Genomic DNA, 19,012 nt, shown 5'->3' with positions numbered 1-19,012 from the left:
GGTGTTGACACCCCCCGTCAGTCCCGTCCGACAGCCACCGCCGGCTCGATGCATCTCGCCACGCCTGTCGGCGGTCACGACATCGTCAGCACCCTCTGTCATCTTTTAACCGTATTGGCATGGAGGCCATCATGGTGAAAAAGCACACCGCACACGAGAGCAACGACCGGGTTTACGGCAGTCAGGACGAGGGCACCTCGCCCGGTGGCGGCTGGCTGGCCCTGAAAGCCGTCCAGGAACACATGTTCCGCCAGCAGGTGCCCTTTGTCGGCAACCGGTTGATGCTGTCGATGAACAAGCACACCGGCTTCAAGTGCCCCAGCTGTGCCTGGCCCGACCCGGTCAGACCGGCCATGGCCGAATTCTGTGAAAACGGCGCCAAGGCGGTGGCCTGGGAGGCGACCCGCAAGCGCGTGCATCCGGCCTTTTTCGAACAGCACACCGTCACCGAGCTCTCGGGCTGGAGCGATCACGAGCTGGAAAGCCAGGGGCGCCTGACCCATCCGATGCGCTATAACATCGGCACGGACAAGTACGAGGCCATCAGCTGGGAAGACGCCTTCAACGAGATCGGCGAAGAGCTTCGAAGCTACGAGGACCGCTGGCGCGTTCAGCTCTACACCTCGGGCCATGCCCCCAACGAATCGGCCTTCATGTTTCAGCTCTTCGGCCGGATGTATGGCATCAACAATTTTCCCGACTGCTCCAACATGTGCCATGAGACCACGACGGTCTCGCTGCCCGGCAGCCTGGGCGTAGGCAAGGCCACGACCACGCTGGATGACTTTGATCACACCGATGCCGTCTTCATCTTCGGTCAGAACACCGGTACCAATAGCCCGCGCATGATGGGCAACCTGCACGAACTGGTAAATCGCGGCGGCGCCGTGGTGACCTTCAACCCGCTGAGGGAAAAAGCGCTGGTACGCTTTGCCGACCCGCAGAGCCCGAAGGACATGCTCAAACCCGCCGGCACCACCATCAGCTCGCAGTATCATCAGGTCCGCATCGGCGGTGACATTGCCGCCATTCAGGGCATGTGCAAGGTGGTCATCGAAGCCGATGACCGGGCGCGCCGCAACGGCGACAGACGCGTACTTGATCACGAGTTCATTGAAGCCCACACCCACGGCTTTGACGCCTACGCCGATCACTGCCGTGCGCTGGACTGGGATCGCATCGAGCGCCACTCGGGATTGACGCGAGCGGCCATCGAGCAGGCCGCCGAGGTCTACATGACCTCCGAGCGCGTCATCTGCTGCTGGGGCATGGGCATTACCCAGCAAAAGCATGGCGGCGACGGTGTTCAGCAGATCGTCAACCTGCTGCTGCTGCGTGGCAACATCGGCCGACGCGGGGCCGGAGCCTGCCCGGTGCGCGGCCACTCCAACGTGCAGGGTGATCGCACTGTCGGTATCTATCAAAAGCCCACCGAGCAGTTTTTAAGCCAGCTCGACAAGGTGTTCGATATTCATTCGCCGCGCCGGCACGGTGATGACGTCGCCCAGTGCTGCGAGTCGATCATGAATGGCGGTGTGGACGCTTTCATCGGTCTTGGCGGCAACTTTTTCCGCGCCATTCCCGATATCGATCGCGTGGCCGAGCAGACACTCAACAAGCTGAAAATGACCGTCCAGATCTCGACCAAACTCAACCGCAGCCATCTGATTCACGGCAAAAAGGCCTTTATCCTGCCGTGTCTGGCGCGCACCGAGAAGGACATTCAGGCTGGCGTCCTGCAGACCGTGACGCTCGAGGATGGCATGAGCAACGTCAACGGCTCGACCGGTCAGCTCGAACCGGCCTCGACACACCTCAGGTCCGAGGTGGCGATCATCGCCGGCATCGCCCGGGCGACCCTGCCGCCGCACACGAAGGTCGACTGGGAGTGGCTCAGCGAAGACTACTCACGCATTCGCGATCGCATCGAGGCGGTCTTTCCGGAGATGTTCAGGGACTATAACGCCCGGGTCGGTGAGCCCGGCGGCTTTCATCTGTATAACGCTGCGCGCGAACGGGTCTGGGAGACCGACAGCGGTCGCGCCAACTTCCTCTTCCCGGGCCAGACGCTGGATTCGAGCATGACCACGCCGAAGGCCGATTACTTCCAGCTGATCACCACCCGCGGTCATGATCAGTTCAACACCACGGTCTATTCGCTCGATGATCGCTATCGCGATGTCTATGGCACGCGCATGGTGGTGATGATGAACCCGGCCGATATCAAACGTCTTGGTCTTGAAGAGGGCAATCTGATCGAGTTTCGCGCCGTGGCCGAGGATGGCATCAAGCGACATGCTTCGGGCTTTCGCGTCATGCCCTATGACGTGCCCGAAGGCTGCGCGGCGGCCTACTATCCGGAAACCAACGGCCTGATCCCGATCGCCAATCGCGACGAGCGGAGCAACACCATTGCCGCCAAGTCGGTGCCGGTGACCATTCATCTGATGAGCACCGAACAGGTCGAGCAGCAGACCGGACTGCTTGCCACCGCCTGAGGATTTGCCGATTCGTGATCCTGCGGGGCGCTGTCATCAGTCGGCAGGGCCCTGTCACATGAGACAGCGTTACTGGTTTAAGGATGGCGATGCAGGCTTGTGCCACAATGTCTGCATCTTTCTCATGTGCCAACCGTTCACGGAGACGATGCCATGATGACCGTCTACGGCGACTACCGCTCGGGCAACTGCTACAAGGTCAGACTCACCCTGGCACTGCTGGAGATTGCCCACCGCTGGTTTGATGTCGACTTTCTGACCGGTGAGACGCTCAGCGACAACTTCGCCACCCGCAACCCCGCCCGCCGCATCCCCATGCTGGAACTTCATGACGGTCGCACGCTGGTGGAATCCAACGCCATTCTCTATTACCTGGCCCGCGACAGTGCTCTGGTGCCCGATGATGATTTTGATCGGGCCCGCATGCTGCAGTGGATGTTTTTCGAGCAACATCGTCACGAGCCATCGCTGTCGGTAGCCCGCCTGATTCACTGGTATCAGGGCGACCCGAGTGAACGTCTCGAGGAGCTGGTGGCCCGTCAGGAGAGCGCGCGGCAGGCGCTGGACATCATGGAGCAGACGCTGAGCATGCAGCCCTTCCTGGCCGGGGAGTCGCTGACACTGGCCGACGTGGCACTGTTTGCCCACACCCACATTGCCGATCAGGCCGGCCTGCTGCTGCTGGACTGGCCGCACGTCGTGCACTGGTGCGGGCGCATCGAGGAGATCCCCGGCTTTGTCTCGATGCAGGACGTTCCGGATGAAAATACCGCCGCCTCAATCACGCAATGACTTCAAAACATTCAATATTTCAGGACTTCCATGCTCAAGCCATGGCGATGCCGGACGATAATGGTATAAAAGCCACCGTTGACAAATGCTAGTGAAGGCACGAGCGACACTGTTATTCATGGCTGCGGCGCCTGCGCTATTTTGAAGATCTTCAGGACACCATGAGCGACACTTTCAACGATAGCGCCGGCGTTTTGTTTGCCCGCCAGCCCATCTATGACCGTCAGCTGGAGCTGGCCGGCTACGAGCTGCTGTTTCGTCCCTATGGCGGCGGCCCGATCGTGGCGGCCGATTTTGACGGTAATCGCGCCACCAGCCAGGTCCTGATCAACGCCTTTACCGCGTCCGATATCAACGAGGTCTGTGACAATCGTCCGGCTTACGTCAACTTCACGAAAGAGAGCCTGATCAGAGACATTCCCTTTGATTCGCGCGCCCTGATCATCGAAATTCTCGAGGATGTTACCGATACGCCCGAGGTGATCGAAGCGCTGACGCGCCTGCGTGATGAAGGGCACATCATGGCCCTGGATGACTACAGCCTGGCGGATGCCGGCCACCCGCTGCTGCCCTTCGTCGACATCGTCAAGCTCGACTACCCCGTCTATACCAGCGAATCGCTCGCTACCACCATCATGGCGCTGAAGGCACGCTCCCCCCACCTTCAGCTGCTGGCCGAAAAGATCGAAACGAAGGAAGACTACCGCATCGCCATGGAAGCCGGCTGTACGCTCTTTCAGGGCTACTTTCTGGCCCGCCCCGAACCGGTCTACGGGCGGGTCATGCCGGTCAACCGTCTCAATACCCTGAAACTTCTGGCCGAACTCAACGCGACGGAAATTTCCATGCGCGACATGGCCGAGACCGTACAGCACGACCCCTTTCTCAGCGTTCGTCTGCTTCGCATGGCCAACGCCGCCTTCATGGAGCAAAGTCGCCCGGTCACCTCGCTGCACGGTGCCGTCATGACCCTGGGACTGTCCCGCATTCGAAGTCTGGCCAGCCTTCTGGTGCTGTCACGCTTTGACGACAAGCCACACGCCCTGCAGGAGCTGGCCATGATGCTGGGACATTTCTGTCACAACATGGCGCATCAGCTTCCCGGCCAGACCAGTGAAATGGGCTTTACTGTCGGGCTCTTCTCCTGCCTGGACAGCTTCATGGATCAGCCGCTGGTAGACATTCTGGCGCAGATTCCGGTCCATCCCGAGATCGAGGCGGCCCTGATCCATCGCACCGGCCCCCTGGGCCTGATCCTTCAAACGGCCATCGACTATCAAAGGGCTGAATGGCAAAAGGTGGACTGGACGCAACTGGCCCGGCTGGGCCTGTCTCCGGAGAGCATCGCCGGCGCCTATCAGCAGGCGCTGGCCCGTACCAATCAGGGCATCTGAAAGCACCCCATTCTGCCCCCCGGCACGCCGCGCGCTCAGGGCGAGGAGTGCTCGGTTTCCGCCCTCGCCCTGACCGGCTCACGCGTCGCGTGCTCCGGCAGCAGCAGATTCAGGACGATGGCCACCAGACCGCCGGCGCTGATGGAGGACCCCAGCAGAAGCGACACCATTTCCGGAAGCTGCTCGAACAGGTCAGGATGACTCGCCACCCCCAGGCCGATGCCGAAGGACACCGCCATGATGGTCAGACTGCGCCGGTTCAGCGTCACTCGCGCCAGAATACGGATGCCGGCGGCGGCCACACTGCCGAACATCATCAAAAGGGCGCCACCCAGTACCGGCTGGGGAATCTGCGACAGTATGGCGCCCAGCATGGGGAAAAGCCCCAGAATGAGCAGGATGCCGCCCACGTACTGGCCCACGTGGCGACTCGCCACCCCGCTGAGCTGGATCACGCCATTGTTCTGGGAAAAGGTCGTGTTGGGAAAGGTATTGAATACCGCCGCCAGCATCGAATTGACGCCGTCACCCAGCACGCCACCGCTGATGCGTTCGAGATAGCGCGGCCCCTCGATAGGCTGGTGCGAGATCAGACAGTTGGCGGTCAGATCTCCGACCGACTCGATCGCGGTAATCAGATAGATCATGGCGATGGGCAAAAACACCGACCACTCGAAATCAAAGCCATAGCGAAACGGAATGGGCAGGCTGATCAAAGGCTGTTCATTGATTGCCGTAAAGCCGGCCAGACCGGTCAGCCAGGCCACCAGCGTACCGATGACCAGCGCAATGGCGATGGCCGAAAGCCTCAGCCAGGCGTTTCGGGCATGACCGAGAATCACAATGATCAAAAGCGTCAGAGCCCCGATGCCCAGATAGCCGGGGTTGCCGAAATTATCGACACCCTCACCGCCGCCCAGACTTGTCATGCCGACCGGAATCAGGCTCATGCCAATGATGGTGATGACGATCCCCGTCACCAGGGGCGTAAAGATTCGGCGCAGTTGATGAAGAAACCGGCTCAGGAAAATTTCGACAAACGCGCCGAAAAAGCACAGCCCGAAGATCATGGCCAGCATGTCGTCCGGGCTGCCACCGCGGGACTTCACCAGCATTCCGGCGGCCGTAATCGCCCCCAGAAAGGAGAAGCTGGTGCCCTGAACGCAGATCATGCCGGCCCCGATACCCAGCGGCTTTCGGGCCTGCAGGAAGGTGCCCACGCCCGACACCATCAGCCCCATGCTGAGCAGATAGGGCAACTGCTGATCAAGCCCGAGAATACCGGCAATCACCAGTGTCGGGGTCACGATGGCTACAAAGCATGCCAGCACATGCTGGACAGCGGCCAGAAGCGCCGGCCCCGGCGCCGGCCGGTCCTCGAGCGCATGAATCAGCTCGTCCGGTGGAGAAGTCTTTCCCGTGGATTGCGACATGGCCGGTTCACTCCTGAAAGCAATGAGGCCGATCTTCATGCAAGAGTCCGGCCAGATGCTCCAGAAACTGACCGATTGGTCAGCTCCCGCCGATACCGGGCGCCCTCCCCACGACGTCAACTCGCTGTCCCGATCTCAATGCTGCGCCATCATGGCGCATCGATGCACCATTAATGCGCTTTCTTCTTCGAAAACGTGCTTGCCCCCCTGTCTATCGAGATCGTTTCCAAAGCGCCCGCCCCACGTTAGTCTAAAAGCGTCACAGGGGCGGATTTGTCCCGATGACCTTCCAACACAGTACCTTCCAACAATAACAGCGGGTAATGCCATGAATATCGTCATCATCGGGGCCGGCATGGGCGGCCTGACCGCCGCACTCGCCCTGCAGTTACAGGGCCACCGTGTCAGCGTACACGATCGGGTCCGGGAGCTGCGTCCGGCCGGTGCGGCCCTGTCGATCTGGTCCAACGGCGCCAGAGTCCTTCAGCAACTGGGGCTTGGTTCCGCCATCGAGCAGGCCAGCGGCAACATGCAGGCGATGCGCTATTTCAGCCATGACGGCGCGCTGCTGACCGGGTTCAGTCTGACGCCGCTCCATGACGCCGTTGGCCAGCCGGCCTGTCCGATCGCTCGTAGCGAGCTTCAGCGCCTGCTGCTGGAGGCCGTCGGGCGCGAACATGTCCACCTCGGCGAGCAGTGCCTCGATTTTCAGACCGACGCCCAGGGCGTGACGGTGCATTTCGACAACGCTCGGACGCGCCGCGCCGATCTGCTGATCATCGCCGACGGAACTCATTCGAAACTTCGCGACCGGGTGGCGGGCAAGGCCATCCAGCGGCGCTACTGTGGCTACGTGAACTGGAACGTTCGCGTTCCGGCACATACCGACCTCGCCCCGCTGGATCACTGGGATCAATACATCGGTCATCATCAGCGCGTCTCGCTGATGCCGATGGGCAACGGCGGCAATGCCGATCATCAGCCCGAGTTCTACTGCTTTTTTGATGTACCGCTGCCCCTTGAGGCGCTGGATGACAGGGGGGATTACAGGACCGAGCTGCGCCATCATTTTTCCGGCTGGGCGCCCGAAGTGACGCGCCTGATCGAGCGGCTCGACCCGGCCCTGATGGCGCGGGTGCCGATTCACGATATCGACCCGCTCGATTCATTGGTCGCAGAACGAGTGGCCCTGCTGGGCGATGCGGCTCACGCCATGGCGCCCGATCTGGGCCAGGGAGGCTGTCAGGCCATGGAGGATGCCTGGGTACTGGCGAAGGCCCTGAGCGAATACCGCGATCTGCCAGAGGCCCTTGAAGCCTATGACCGCGCCCGCGTGGATCGCGTTGGTGACATCATTCTGCGCGCGCGCAAGCGCGCTGAGATGACGCATGGTCACGACCCTGCCGCCACCGACCGGTGGTACCGGGAACTGGCCCGCGAGGACGGCCGTCATATCATGGCCGGCATGCAGAAAACCATCGACGGAGGGCCGCTGGCCTGACTCAGGCGCCGCTGCCGGGCGATCCGGGATCGGTGAGGCCACAGCCGGCGAGCACCATGTGACAGAGAAAATCACCAATGCGCTGTTCGTCAGCGTCCGTCAGACTCTCGCGGCCGGTCAGTGCCAGCACCTGCGCCTCGTAGTCGGCGTAGTGCTGGGTCGTCGACCAGATCAGAAAGATCAGCGCATGCGGATCGATGCGGGCATCCAGCTGCCCGCGCTCGATCCAGCCTGAAAGAATGGCGGCCCGTGCATCCACCCACTCACGCAGCGGACCGCGCAGATAGTCCTGCAGCATCGGCGCCCCCTGCAGCACCTCTCCTGCAAACAGACGCGACGCCTGCGGATACTGCCGCACCAGCGACAGCTTGGCCCGTATGAAAGCACTCAGCACCTGCGCCGGCTCATCGTCGACATCAATCTTCTCGAGCAGGTCGTTCCAGCGCGTCATGGTGCGCTCCAGCAGCGCCACATAGAGCCCGTGTTTGCTCTTGAAATAATACAGCAGGTTGGCGCGCGCCAGACCGGCCGTTTGTGCAATGGCACTCAGGCTACCGCCGCGGTAGCCATGCGCTGCGAAAACCGCTTCGGCTGCATCCAGGATTCGCGCCTGATTGCGGGCCCGAACGGTGCCCGCTGCGGATATTTGTGAAGCATTGCCTGACTGGCGCCTGATGGCCATCCTCGCCCCTTTGAGATCTCCTGAAGCCCCGTTGTCCTCGTTCAACAGCGTGATGTCTTCGTTCAACAGCGCGATAGTGCCTCACGCCTGGCCATGGGTCGAATCGACAGGGGTGACAATTTCCTGAACAGTTGGTCAGAAAATTGCATGGTAATGATCAGCGGATACCATGGAGGCTCCACAATGCTTACCCTGACCCTGAACGGACAGCGTCACTGCCTGAATCATCTGCCTGCCGACACCACGGCGCTGTCGCTGCTGCGCGGGCATCTCGGCGCCTGCGGCACCAAGGAAGGCTGTGCTTCCGGTGACTGTGGCGCCTGCACCATTGCCATCGGCACGCGACATGACAGCGGCGATCTGCACTATCACAGTGCCAACGCCTGTATTCTGCCCGCTCATCAACTGCACGGGTGCCACGTTCTGACCGTGGAGGGGCTGCCCCGGGGAGAGCACCTTCATCCGGTACAGCAGGCCCTGGTCGACCATCACGGCAGCCAGTGCGGCTTCTGCACGCCGGGCATCGTCATGTCACTGTTCTGTCTGGATCATGATCGCCGTCGACGGGGGATGAACGGCCCGCCGGACGATGACACCATCGATGCGACACTCGGCGGCAACCTCTGTCGCTGTACCGGTTATCGCGCCATTCGCGACGCGGCCCGGGCCATGCATACCCTGCCCTGTCCGGTCATGGATGACCCGGCCGAGCTGCCGGAAACTGCCATGGCCGGTGGTTTCCATCGTCCCGAAAATCGCCACGCGCTGATCGAGATATTGACGCAGCACCCGCAGGCCCGCCTGATTGCCGGCGGCACTGATCTAATGCTCGAACACACCCTCGCGCTCAAGCCGTTGCCGGAGCTGATTGACCTGTCAGCCATCGGCGAACTGAGGCACATTGATGAACAGGCCGACGGCTGGTGGATTGGTGCCGGTGTCACCTATCACCGACTGGCCCCGCTGCTGGCCGATCATTACCCCGCCTTTCATGCCCTGCTGGAACGGCTCGGTTCGCTGCAGATTCGATATCGCGCCACCCTGGCCGGCAACCTCGCCAACGCCTCGCCCATCGGCGATACACCGCCGGTTCTCATGGCGCTCGGCGCCCGGCTGCGCCTCAACGGTGCTCAGGGCATGCGCGAGCTGCCAATCGATGACTTCTTTACCGGCTACCGGTGTACCGCGCTGGCCGAAGGTGAATATCTGGACGCCATCTATCTGCCCCGCCTGCGTGACGGCGAGCAGCTGCTGGCCTGGAAGGTCAGCAAGCGCCGTGATGATGATATCTCTGCCGTGATGCTGGCCCTGCGCGCCGTGACCGGCCATGACGGGCGGCTCAATAATGTCCGGGTGGCGTGCGGCGGCATGGCAGCGACCTCGCAGCGGGCGCGCCATGCCGAGGCGGCACTTGAGGGACGGGTCTTCGATGGCGACGTTCTGGCCAATGCCTGCAAGGCCATCGCCGAGGACTTCTCGCCAATTGATGATGTCCGTGCCAGTCGTGACTATCGCCTCGCGGCCATGGCCGGCCTGCTGGCCCGCGCTCGTTACCGGCTCACGAGTCGACACGATGCCATCCCCATGACCCTGGAGGAGATCTGACCATGCGCAAGCTGATCCAGTCCAGCACCGCGGCGGCGGTGACTGCCGACAAAGCAATGCCGGGACACGATAGCGCCACTGGCCATGTCACCGGCCGGGCCGCCTACATTGATGACCTGCCGGGGCCGGCGGACATGCATCATCTGGCCGTGGGACTTTCACCACATGCCAGTGCCCGAATACGGCGCATGGACCTGAGCGAGGTCCGATGCCAGCCCGGGGTAATCGACGTGATCACGGCCGCCGATATTCCGGGCCACAACGAGGTCGGCGCCGTTTACCCGGGTGACCCACTGCTGGCCGAAAATGACGTGCGCTACGCCGGTCAAATGGTCTTTGCCGTGGTAGCCGATACGCTTTACCACGCGCGCTGCGCCGTGGCCCACGCTCGTATCGACTACGAACTTCAAGCACCGGCGCTGGACCCGGTTGCCTCGATCAAGGCCGGCCTGACCGTGCTGCCCGAGCATGTACATGAGCGCCCGCTGCCGGCACCGGCACTCGATCGCGGCGCGGCCATGAGCGAGGATACCCAGACCAGTGGCAACGTGGACCGGGCCCTGCAGGCGGCGGCTCATGTGCTGACCGGTGAGCAGTGTATTGGCGGTCAGGAGCATTTCTACCTCGAAAGCCAGATTGCCCAGGCCGAGAGGCTCGACGATGACGGCCTGCGCGTGCTGACCTCCAGCCAGCACCCCAGCGAAGTCCAGAAGCTGGTCGCTGAAGTTTTGGGCATCCCGCTTCATGGCATTGTCGCCGAAGTTCGTCGCATGGGCGGCGGTTTTGGCGGCAAGGAGAGCCAGGCGGCCGCACTGGGCGCAATGGCGGCGCTGGCCGCCCATCGCAACGGCTGTGCCGTACGCTTTCGCCTGCCGCGGGCCGATGACATGCAGGCCACCGGCAAGCGCCATCCGTTTCACAATCGATATCAGGTCGGCTTTGACGACACCGGACGCCTGACCGGCGCCGACATCACTCTGATCGGCAACTGCGGCCATTCACCGGATCTTTCCGAGGGCGTGGTGGATCGCGCCATGTTTCACGCCGACAACGCCTATTACCTGGGCCATGCCCGTGTGACCGGCCATCGGGCCATGACCCATACCGCCTCCAATACCGCTTTTCGCGGCTTTGGCGGCCCTCAGGGCATGATGCCGATCGAGGGCGCCATGGATGATATCGCCCGATATCTGGGGCTTGATCCGCTGGATGTGCGAAAACGCAATCTCTATGACGTCGAGCACTGCGAAACCCACTATGGCCAGCAGATCGACCAGCCACTGATCAAGGATCTGATCGAAACCCTGGAAGCCTCCAGCGACTACCGCGCGCGGCGACGTGATATTGCCGCCTTCAACGCCGACAGCCCCGTCATCCGCAAGGGGCTGGCCCTGACCCCGGTCAAGTTCGGCATCTCCTTTACCGCCCGGCATCTCAATCAGGCCGGCGCGCTGCTGATGATCTATACCGACGGCAGCGTGTTGGTCAATCATGGCGGCACCGAAATGGGCCAGGGGCTGCATACCAAGGTCTGTCAGGTCGTGGCCCGGGAGCTGGGCATCGCTTATCACCGGGTGCGCATCAGTGCGACACGCACCGACAAGGTGCCCAACACTTCTCCCACGGCGGCCTCATCGGGGGCCGATCTCAACGCCATGGCGGCACGCCATGCCGCCATCACCCTGCGCGAGCGCCTGGTGGATTTCGCGTCGGACTGGCAGGCCCTGCCCCGCGAGCAGCTGATGCTCAAGGACGATGGACTGACGACCAAAAACGGGCACATCAAATGGTCCGAGCTGATACAGCAGGCCTACCTGGCCCGGGTCTCGCTGTCGGCGACCGGTTTCTACGCCACGCCCGAGATTCACTACGACCGCCGGACCGGGCGCGGCCGGCCCTTTTACTACTATGCCTGGGGCGCCGCCGTCAGCGAAGTACACGTGGATACCCTTACCGGTGAATACCGGGTGGCCCGGGTCGACATCCTTCACGACGTGGGGGAGTCACTCAATCCGGCCATCGATCGCGGCCAGATCGAAGGCGGTTTCATCCAGGGCATGGGCTGGCTGACCACCGAGGAGCTCAAGTGGGACGACCAGGGGCATCTGCTGACCACGGGACCTGCCACCTACAAGATCCCGGCCTGTGGTGATGCCCCGCGTGACTTTCGCGTCAGCCTGCTGGAGGGCCATCCCAACTCACAGGCGACGATCTATCGATCCAAGGCGGTCGGGGAACCCCCGCTGATGCTGGCCATTTCGGTATGGTCAGCGCTGCGCGATGCCATCGCCGGTCTTGCCGATGACCGCTCGAGCCCACGGCTGGATACACCGGCCACGCCGGAACGGGTGCTGATGGCCTGTCAGGCAGCGCGCGCCGGACGCAAGGGCGCTCCCATAACGAGAGAGGAAGTGTCCGATGCCATGTCAGCAAAATGATTCACATCATCCGGCGCTGCGCTGGCATGAGGCCCTCAGTGACTGTCAGCACCGCGGTATCGCGCATGCCTGTACCCAGATCGTGACCAGCGCCGGTTCAACCCCGCGCGAGCCGGGCAGTCAGATGGTAATCACCGAGACGGCGCATTTTGACACGCTGGGTGGCGGGCGTTTTGAACAGGAAGTGATCGAGATCGCGCGGCAGGCACTGGCGCGCGGAGAATCAGGCTGTCGACTGGAGAGTTTCTCGCTGGGCACCCGCTCGGGGCAGTGCTGCGGCGGCCATGTGGAGGTACTGATGACGCTCTACCCGGCACCCGCCATGCAGGTGGCCCTGTTTGGCGCTGGCCACGTGGCCCGGGCGCTGGAGCCGCTGCTGGGCGGGCTGGGCTGGCGCGTTGACTGGTTCGATACCCGCTCGCCGTCTTCACTGGAAGTGACGGCGAACGCTCCCACCACGCGCTGTCATTTCGGACTGAGCGCTGACGATCAGATGACCCGACTGGCCCCCGGAGGCCACTGTTTGATCATGACCCACGATCACGCGCTCGATGAAACGCTTTTGGCCGCACTCATGACGCGACGTGACCAGGCGTCGCTCGGGCTGATCGGTTCCGAGAGCAAGCGGGCGCGCTTCGCCCGGCGCCTGCGTGACAGAGGGCTGCCCATGGACGTGATAGACGCCCTGCGCTGCCCGCTGGGCAACAGCGGCGGTGACAAGCGCCCGCAGGCCATCGCCATCGCCATTGCTGCCGAACTGCTGACGCTGACCCGGAGCACGCCGGCCCCTTCGTTAAGGGGGCTGCCGCGGGAGGCGCTGAACCGTCTCGAGGCCGCTGCCGCGGCTCAGGGCATCCCATGACACCACTTGCGTGCTCTAGCTGCCGCGATAGACGTTGTACCCCCATGGGGTGATCAAAAGCGGCACGTGGTAGCGCTGCCCGTTGGCCAGCGTCACGCTCACCGGCACCCGGTCCAGAAACGGCGAGTCCACACCGCGGGCCAGAAAGTAGTCACGCACGTGAAAATGCAGGGTGTACTGTCCGCCCTCGCCGTTATCCAGCAGCGGCGCATCAAGGCGACCATCCTGGTTGGTGATCCCATGGGCACAGGGCGTTGCAGCACCATGAGCATACAGATCAACATGGAGCCCGGCGGCCGGCAGACCGCCGTGCTGATCAAGAACGTGAGTACTCAGCGTCGTCATTGAAGTTACCGGGTAATGGAAAAAAGGACTGCTCGCTGAGACTGTCAGGATTCATTTTCAAAGGAAAGCCCAATATGTCCGTCACACTGGAAACCCTTAACCATCTGCCCGAAGACCGGTTCGTCGCCCATCTGGATGGCCTCTACGAACACTCCCCCTGGATCGTCCGCGCCATTGCCGCACAGCGCCCCTTTGCCAGCGGTGACGCCCTGATCGAGGCTGCTCAGGCGCATGTCCGTCAGGCGTCCGGCAGGCAGCAGCTTGACCTGATCTGCGCCCACCCGGAACTGGGCAGCCGTCAGCTTGCCCGGCTGACGCCGGCGTCACAGGCCGAACAGCGCGGCGCCGGTCTGGCCGAGGATCAGGAGCGTCTGGAACGATTGCGGACGCTCAACGAGGCCTATCGTCGGCGTCACGGCTTTCCCTTTGTCATTGCCGTCACCGGGCTGAGCCCCGAGGTCATTGTGTCCACTCTGGAGGTGCGCCTGCCCCGCGACAGCGATACCGAAGTCAGTGAGAGCCTGACCCAGATCGGCCATATTGCGCGACAGCGTCTACACGCATTGCTCGATACCGATCAACCGCACTCAAACGACTGAACCACGCCCTGCTCGTTGATATGAATGTTCAGCCGGTCCGCGTGATAATCCATGGTGCGAATGGTGTCCGGTGCCAGTACGCGAAACTGCTGCGCCTGGCTCTGATCCACGATCTGCTGACGCATGTCCTGATCCAGCAGACCACCCGTCAGGGCATCCAGGCGGTCGGCGCCACAGGCCTTTTTCGCCTCATCCGAGCCGGCACTGTCACCAGCATCCTCCTGGTTCGCATGGGTATCCGCTGGCGCTGACGCGGTTTCGTCACTGCCGCCCCCCCACCAGGCGCAGCCACTCAGGCCCAGCGTCACGGTGGCAAGCGCGGCAAGCAGAACATGTTTCATGGTGATCTCCCTCCTGTCAGGGGTTGGCAGAGGACGGCTCAAGCGGCGCCATGGCCGGCAATCCAAGCACGTCATCATCGTCGACATCCTGCATGAAGGCCAGCCCCAGCCGATAGAGCGCGGCTTCCTGACGCTCGCCTCCAAGAAGCGACACATTGATCGGCACGCCGGCACGGGTCATGCCCATCGGCATGGTCAGCTCGGGAAACCCTGTCGCAGAGGCGATGTAGCCCAGCGCAAACGGCTCGCTGGCCGTGCACTCATGGTCGCTGTGCTCGCCGGCCTTGAGCGGTGGCGCCGGGCACGCCTCGGTGGGAAAGATCAGAGCATCAAGGCGATTGCTGGCCATAAACTGCGAGAGATGCTCACGCAGTTCCGGAATGCGGCGCGAGATGACGTCCAGATATTCCGAAGAGCCTTCCAGCCGCTTGTTCAGACGATACTGCATACCGCGAATCCGCCCCGGCGTTACCGGCGGGTGCTCTCCGGCATGCTGATTCAGCGCCTCGCAGCGCTCCATGATCTCCTTGAGCGTGTGAGGCTCGCCGTCATCGAACTGACGCAGATAGCGCTCCAGCTGTGGCTGGAACTCTGCCTGATGGACAGGCCCCACCACGCCGGGCCAGAGATCAAGATAGTGCTTGTCCAGCGTGACCTTTACCGACGTGGCCCCCAGCGCTTCCAGACGCTTCAGCGCGCGGGCAAAGTGTGTCTCTATCTCGGTATTGCCCGCCTCGCGATGCTCGATGATGCCCACGCGCAGCCCTTCAAGTGGCGTTTGAGATGCCGGAACGGCCAGAGACTCAAGGCCCTCGAGCGGAGCGGTATCGTTGAACCAGGTGACCTCATCAGCGTCATCGCGACCGGCCATGGCGTCCAGTACCCAGGCATTACCCTGCACTGTGCGCGTCATGGGTGCCGGGGTATCAAAGGACATTGCCAGCGGGATGATGCCGTCACGGCTGACCCGGCCCAGCGTCGGACGCATGGCCACAAGCCCTGCGGCATGCGCTGGACCGCGCACGGAGCCTTCGGTGTCGGTGCCCAGCGCAAAGGGCGCAAAACCGGCCGCCACCGCTGCCGCCGAGCCACTGCTCGAGCCCAGCACGCTGCGATCCAGCCGCCACGGATTGCGGGTAACGCCGCCCCGCGAACTGTAACCGGCATCTCCATAGCTTGCGGCAAATTCAGTCATGTTGGTCTTGCCCAGCAGCACCGCGCCGGCGCGCTCCAGCCGCCTGACCACATGCGCACTATCCTGCGGATAGGCGTGTGACAGCACCATGGAACCGCCCGAGGTGGGTAGCCCCTTCACATCAGTATTGTCCTTGACCACAAAGGGGATGCCGTAGAGCGGACCGTGATCGCCGTCATCCCGGTGGCGATCCAGCTCGCGGGCCCGGGCAATGGCGCCGGGCGCCAGATCCAGCATGGCGTTGATGGTGGGCCCCTGATCATCCAGAGTACCGATGCGGGCCAGATAGAAGCGGGTAAGCTGTTCGGAAGTGACCTCGCCGCGGTCGAGCATATCGCGTAGCTCGGGCAGCGTTCTGCGCTCAAGATGCAGGGAGGCAGGCGCCTTTGAAGGGTCAGCGCTGGCGGCAGCGATGGCCGATGCTGCCAGCGCCAGCCCCGTCAGCATGCCGGATATCGTGCGCCACCAAAGGCGTCGTCCGCCTTCGAGCCGGGACATCATGTGCTCCCCACGTGCTGGACACGTCTGGTTCAGGAAGCCTGCATCGTGCCCGCCCGAGGCCATCGGCATCAAGCCATGTCGACCAATCGGCGGCGAGTAACGTCACGATTGGCCGTATCGGCAAAGACTCAGATGGCAAAGACTCAGGCGGCAAAGGCTCAGGCGCTGGAGACCGTCTCATCGACCAGCGAGAGCCACAGTCCCGGGCCGGCGCCGCGGCGATCGGCAAGTTCGATCAGCCCGCGCGTCTCGAGAGATGAGGCCGCGCGGCGTATCAGCGCGTGCGCCATGTCCAGCTCCCGCGCGATACGCCCGCTGTCCAGCCGGCAACGGCCGTTGATCCGGCCGCTCTCCAGACGCTCCAGCAGCAGGGCTTCAAGCCCCTCGATATCGGGATAGCGACAGAGCCATCGCTCCAGACGGGCAAGTTGCGCCAGGGTCAGTTGCTCGAGATTCATCAGACCAGCCGCTGGCTTTTTTCAAGGCGAATGGCCACCGACTTGGAGTTGGGCGTATTGCTCTTGATGCCCACGCTGTCGAGCGGAATCAGCGGATTGGTCTCGGGATAATAGGCCGCGGCGCAGCCGTCGGGCGTATCGTACTCCACAACACGAAAACCATCGGCGCGACGCTCGATGCCGTCATCACTGGCGCCAATCAGGTTGACCCAGTCACCGGCGGCCACGCCCAGGCGCGTCATGTCACGCGCACTCAGAAAGATGACTTGCCGGGTGCCTTCCACGCCGCGGTAGCGGTCGTTGTAGCCATAGATCGTGGTGTTGTACTGATCGTGACTGCGCAGGGTTTGTAGCGTCAGCCAGCCCTCGCGCCGGGCGAGTTGCTGATGCAGCACCGCGTCGGGCAGCGGCTCGCTGGAGAACCTGGCAAGGCCGGTGTCGGTCGGGAACTCACGCCGCGCCCCGGGATTGCCCAGCCAGAATCCGCGCTCCTGACGTACGCGCGCGTTGAAGTCCTCAAAGCCCGGCACGACCGCCGCAATATGCTCACGAATGCGGTCGTAATCATCGCCCAGCGCTTCCCAGTCCACCACGGCGTTGCCCAGAAGCCTTTGCGCGATGCCGGTCAATATGGCGATCTCGGAGCGCAGCTGCTTCGAGGCCGGTTTGTGAATCCCCGCCGAGCCGTGAACCATGCTCATCGAGTCCTCCACGGTAATGAGCTGCGCCCGGCCGTCGGGGCGACGGTCCTCTTCCACCCGCCCGATCACCGGCAGGATCAGCGCATCGCGACCGGTGACCAGATGGCTGCGGTTGAGCTTGGTGCTCATGTGGACCGTCAGGTCACATTGCTCAAGCGCCGCCTCGCAGACGTGGGAATCCGAGGTGGCGCGGGCAAAGTTGCCGCCCAGCCCGATAAAGACCCGGCACTGCCCGTCGCGCATGGCCCGGATGGCCGAGACCGTGTCATGGCCGTGTTTACGAGGCATGGGCACGCCGTAGAAGGCCTCCAGCGCGTCCAGAAACCCGGTAGAAGGCTTCTCGTAGATGCCCATGGTGCGATCGCCCTGAACATTGGAGTGACCGCGCACCGGACAGGTGCCAGCGCCTGGCTTGCCGATATTGCCCCGAAGCAGCAGGAAATTGACGATTTCGCGCACCGTGGCGACCGAATGCTCGTGCTGGGTAATGCCCATCGCCCAGGCGCAGATGGTCGCATTCGATTGAATGTAGACTTCAGCGGCGCGGGTAATCTCATCGCGCGCCAGCCCCGACTGCGCCTCGATCGCCGCCCAGGGCGTGGCTTCGACCACGGCACGCCAGGCCTCGAATCCGTCGGTATGCTGTTTGATGAAATCATGGTCAATCACGTTGCCATCGCGGTCGTCACGCTCGAACACGACTTTGGCCATGCCGCGGATAGCCGCCATGTCGCCGCCCAGTGCCGGGCAGAGATAGAGCGAACTGATGCGCCCGCTGCCACCGGTGGCCATTTCCAGCTTGCGCTGCGGATCGGCGAAGCGCTCCAGCCCCCGCTCCTTGAGCGTGTTGAAGGCCACGATCTGACAGCCGTTGTCGGCCGCCTCGCGCAGGGTGCCCAGCATGCGGGGATGGTTGGTGCCCGGATTCTGACCGAAGGTAAAAATGGCCTCGGCACGCTCGAAATCCTCCAGCAACACGCTGCCCTTGCCGATGCCCAGCGACTCGTCCAGTCCGGTGCCGCTGGCTTCGTGGCACATGTTGGAGCAGTCCGGCAGATTGTTGGTACCGTACAGCCTCGCCAGCAGTTGAAAGACCCACGCCGATTCGTTGCACGCCTTGCCGGAAGTATAAAAAAGCGCCTGATCAGGATGATCCAGCGCCGCGAGGCGATCGGCGACCAGCTGACAGGCGTCCTCCCAGCTGATCGTCTCGTAGTGGTCACTCTCAGGGTTGTAGCGCATCGGCGAGGTCAGGCGGCCCTGATCCTCCAGCCGGTAATCGTCCCAGGTCTTCATCTCACTGACCGACCAGCGCTTGAAAAAGCGCGGCGTCACGCGCTTTGCAGTAGTCTCCCAGGTGACGGCCTTGACGCCGTTTTCGCAGAACTCGAACGACGAAGCGTGCTCGGGATCACCCCAGGCACAGCCGGGACAGTCAAACCCATCGGGCTGGTTGAGCCTGAGCAGTGCACGAACGTTGGAAATGGGCGCACGGCTGTGGCGCAGATGTCTGCCAACGGAGATCAACGCCCCCCAGCCGGCGGCCGGGTGGGTGTACTCGAAAATACGTTCCTTGGAAGCGGTCACGGCAAGCTCTTTATGTCAGACAGTAATGAAAGGCGGGTCACGGAAAGGGTCAAACGGGGTTGCCCGGCAGGGGCAGAATG

The 19,012-nt window shown here is 62.8% G+C and carries 15 protein-coding genes; 8 read left to right on the top strand and 7 right to left on the bottom strand.

The window, feature by feature from the left end:
- The first annotated feature begins 131 nt into the window (after window positions 1-131).
- From BM079_RS13160 to BM079_RS13150, 3 genes are all read left to right on the top strand, one after another.
- On the top strand, window positions 132-2,498 hold the full coding sequence (locus BM079_RS13160; RefSeq protein ID WP_090134853.1) for an FdhF/YdeP family oxidoreductase: 2,367 nt from the start codon (window positions 132-134) through the stop codon (window positions 2,496-2,498).
- Window positions 2,499-2,651: 153 nt separating this feature from the next.
- Window positions 2,652-3,290, top strand: a complete 639-nt coding sequence (locus BM079_RS13155; RefSeq protein ID WP_090134851.1) for a glutathione S-transferase family protein — start codon at window positions 2,652-2,654, stop codon at window positions 3,288-3,290.
- Window positions 3,291-3,451: 161 nt separating this feature from the next.
- The gene (locus BM079_RS13150) at window positions 3,452-4,684 is read left to right on the top strand and encodes an EAL and HDOD domain-containing protein (RefSeq protein ID WP_090134849.1); all 1,233 of its coding nucleotides are present in this window, start codon (window positions 3,452-3,454) and stop codon (window positions 4,682-4,684) included.
- 35 nt (window positions 4,685-4,719) lie between these two features.
- Here the strand turns inward: BM079_RS13150 and BM079_RS13145 are convergent, their stop codons facing one another.
- A complete protein-coding gene (locus BM079_RS13145; protein WP_090135043.1) occupies window positions 4,720-6,117 on the bottom strand; it encodes a uracil-xanthine permease family protein in 1,398 nt (465 codons plus the stop codon).
- A gap of 328 nt (window positions 6,118-6,445) precedes the next feature.
- Here BM079_RS13145 and hpxO point away from each other — a divergent pair, with 328 nt between their 5' ends.
- Window positions 6,446-7,618 carry an FAD-dependent urate hydroxylase HpxO gene (hpxO, locus tag BM079_RS13140; protein WP_090134847.1) on the top strand — a complete coding sequence of 391 codons (1,173 nt, stop codon included), beginning with the start codon at window positions 6,446-6,448 and terminating at the stop codon, window positions 7,616-7,618.
- Between the two features lies 1 nt (window position 7,619).
- Here hpxO and BM079_RS13135 read toward each other — a convergent pair whose 3' ends face one another.
- A complete protein-coding gene (locus BM079_RS13135) occupies window positions 7,620-8,300 on the bottom strand; it encodes a TetR family transcriptional regulator C-terminal domain-containing protein (protein ID WP_090134845.1) in 681 nt (226 codons plus the stop codon).
- 183 nt (window positions 8,301-8,483) lie between these two features.
- On the opposite strand from BM079_RS13135, the gene xdhA reads away from it, so the two are divergent.
- From xdhA to xdhC, 3 genes are read left to right on the top strand one after another with little or no spacing between them, the layout of a single operon-like run.
- Window positions 8,484-9,905, top strand: a complete 1,422-nt coding sequence (gene xdhA / locus BM079_RS13130; protein WP_090134843.1) for a xanthine dehydrogenase small subunit — start codon at window positions 8,484-8,486, stop codon at window positions 9,903-9,905.
- A gap of 2 nt (window positions 9,906-9,907) precedes the next feature.
- A complete protein-coding gene (gene xdhB / locus BM079_RS13125; RefSeq protein ID WP_090134841.1) occupies window positions 9,908-12,343 on the top strand; it encodes a xanthine dehydrogenase molybdopterin binding subunit in 2,436 nt (811 codons plus the stop codon).
- Window positions 12,324-13,205, top strand: a complete 882-nt coding sequence (gene xdhC / locus BM079_RS13120) for a xanthine dehydrogenase accessory protein XdhC (protein WP_090134839.1) — start codon at window positions 12,324-12,326, stop codon at window positions 13,203-13,205. Before xdhB ends, xdhC begins: the two co-directional genes overlap by 20 nt.
- Before the next feature lie 15 nt (window positions 13,206-13,220).
- Here xdhC and uraH read toward each other — a convergent pair whose 3' ends face one another.
- Window positions 13,221-13,550, bottom strand: a complete 330-nt coding sequence (gene uraH, locus BM079_RS13115) for a hydroxyisourate hydrolase (RefSeq protein WP_090134837.1) — start codon at window positions 13,548-13,550, stop codon at window positions 13,221-13,223.
- Window positions 13,551-13,624: 74 nt separating this feature from the next.
- Between uraH and uraD the strand changes: the two genes are divergently transcribed.
- On the top strand, window positions 13,625-14,149 hold the full coding sequence (gene uraD / locus BM079_RS13110; RefSeq protein ID WP_090134836.1) for a 2-oxo-4-hydroxy-4-carboxy-5-ureidoimidazoline decarboxylase: 525 nt from the start codon (window positions 13,625-13,627) through the stop codon (window positions 14,147-14,149).
- Here uraD and BM079_RS13105 read toward each other — a convergent pair.
- From BM079_RS13105 to BM079_RS13090, 4 genes are all read right to left on the bottom strand, one after another.
- Window positions 14,128-14,490 (bottom strand): I78 family peptidase inhibitor, encoded by a 363-nt coding sequence (locus tag BM079_RS13105; protein ID WP_175489697.1) that lies wholly within the window; start codon window positions 14,488-14,490, stop codon window positions 14,128-14,130. The two genes, uraD and BM079_RS13105, sit on opposite strands and share 22 nt — an antisense overlap.
- Window positions 14,491-14,506: 16 nt before the next feature.
- The gene (locus BM079_RS13100; protein WP_175489696.1) at window positions 14,507-16,186 is read right to left on the bottom strand and encodes an amidase; all 1,680 of its coding nucleotides are present in this window, start codon (window positions 16,184-16,186) and stop codon (window positions 14,507-14,509) included.
- Window positions 16,187-16,344: 158 nt separating this feature from the next.
- Window positions 16,345-16,644 carry a hypothetical protein gene (locus BM079_RS13095; protein ID WP_090134831.1) on the bottom strand — a complete coding sequence of 100 codons (300 nt, stop codon included), beginning with the start codon at window positions 16,642-16,644 and terminating at the stop codon, window positions 16,345-16,347.
- Complete coding sequence (locus BM079_RS13090) at window positions 16,644-18,932, bottom strand: FdhF/YdeP family oxidoreductase (RefSeq protein ID WP_217639700.1); 2,289 nt, start codon at window positions 18,930-18,932, stop codon at window positions 16,644-16,646. The genes BM079_RS13095 and BM079_RS13090 overlap by 1 nt, the downstream gene beginning before the upstream one ends.
- Window positions 18,933-19,012: the final 80 nt, after the last annotated feature.

It is taken from the genome of Kushneria avicenniae, from assembly GCF_900112585.1.
In the GTDB taxonomy this organism is placed as follows: Bacteria; Pseudomonadota; Gammaproteobacteria; order Pseudomonadales; family Halomonadaceae; genus Kushneria; species Kushneria avicenniae.
This window is presented reverse-complemented; position numbering and strand designations above follow the sequence as displayed.